Source organism: Paenimyroides tangerinum, assembly GCF_003865405.1.
GTDB lineage: Bacteria > Bacteroidota > Bacteroidia > Flavobacteriales > Flavobacteriaceae > Flavobacterium > Flavobacterium tangerinum.
On record NZ_RQVQ01000085.1, the window covers coordinates 1 to 1,384 of the forward strand.

Annotated in this window: 1 rRNA gene; it reads right to left on the bottom strand. The window is 45.1% G+C overall.

Annotated elements, in window-relative coordinates:
• A 23S ribosomal RNA gene (locus EG240_RS16740) occupies positions 1-1,252 on the bottom strand; the annotation flags it as partial.
• Between the last annotated feature and the right edge of the window lie 132 nt (positions 1,253-1,384).

Here is a 1,384-nt window from a genome sequence, read left to right on the forward strand (position 1 = left end):
CCTATCACCTTCTACCCAGTTTAGAATGCTCCCCTACCACTTCATATCAGAAATATGAAATCCATAGCTTCGGTAGTATACTTATGCCCGATTATTATCCATGCTCGTTCGCTCGACTAGTGAGCTGTTACGCACTCTTTAAATGAATGGCTGCTTCCAAGCCAACATCCTAGCTGTCTATGCAAACAAACCGCGTTATTTCAACTTAGTATACATTTGGGGACCTTAGCTGATGGTCTGGGTTCTTTCCCTCTCGGACATGGACCTTAGCACCCATGCCCTCACTGCTTATAAGCATTTATTAGCATTCGGAGTTTGTCAGGAATTGGTAGGTGGTGAAACCCCCGCATCCAATCAGTAGCTCTACCTCTAATAAACTCTATAAGCGCTGCACCTAAATGCATTTCGGGGAGTACGAGCTATTTCCGAGTTTGATTGGCCTTTCACCCCTACCCACAGATCATCCCAAGACTTTTCAACGTCAACGGGTTCGGTCCTCCACTTTGGGTTAACAAAGCTTCAACCTGTCCATGGGTAGATCACACGGTTTCGCGTCTACCATTACTGACTATAGCGCCCTATTCAGACTCGCTTTCGCTTCGGATCCGTGACTGAATCACTTATCCTCGCCAGCAACGGTAACTCGTAGGCTCATTATGCAAAAGGCACGCCGTCACCCCACCAAAGGGCTCCGACCGCTTGTAAGCGTATGGTTTCAGGATCTATTTCACTCCGTTATTCACGGTTCTTTTCACCTTTCCCTCACGGTACTGGTTCACTATCGGTCTCTCAGGAGTATTTAGCCTTAGCGGATGGTCCCGCCAGTTTCAATCAAGGTTTCACGTGCCCCGACCTACTCAGGATACCACTATCTAATACATCGCTTACCTATACGGGACTATCACCCTCTATGGTTAACCTTTCCAGGTTATTCTAATTCGCTTTGCTTAAAATCTCGTGGTCCTACAACCCCAATATTGCCTCAACAACATTGGTTTGGGCTAATCCGCGTTCGCTCGCCACTACTTACGGAATCACTTTTGTTTTCTTCTCCTCCGCCTACTTAGATGTTTCAGTTCAGCGGGTTTGCTCACCTATCGGTGTACTATGTCTTCAACATAGTGGGTTGCCCCATTCGGATATCTACGGATCAATTCGTGTGTGCCAATCCCCGTAGCTTTTCGCAGCTTATCACGTCCTTCTTCGCCTCTGAGAGCCTAGGCATTCCCCATACGCCCTTATTTTGCTTATTGTGCTCTATTAATCTAGTCTCAAAGTCTTGGGTCTTAAAGTCAAATATCCGAAGACTTTTAACTTTTGACTTATGTCTTTTGACTAAATTTGTGCTTTATAATATTTTATATTATTCTACTTTTAAATTTGT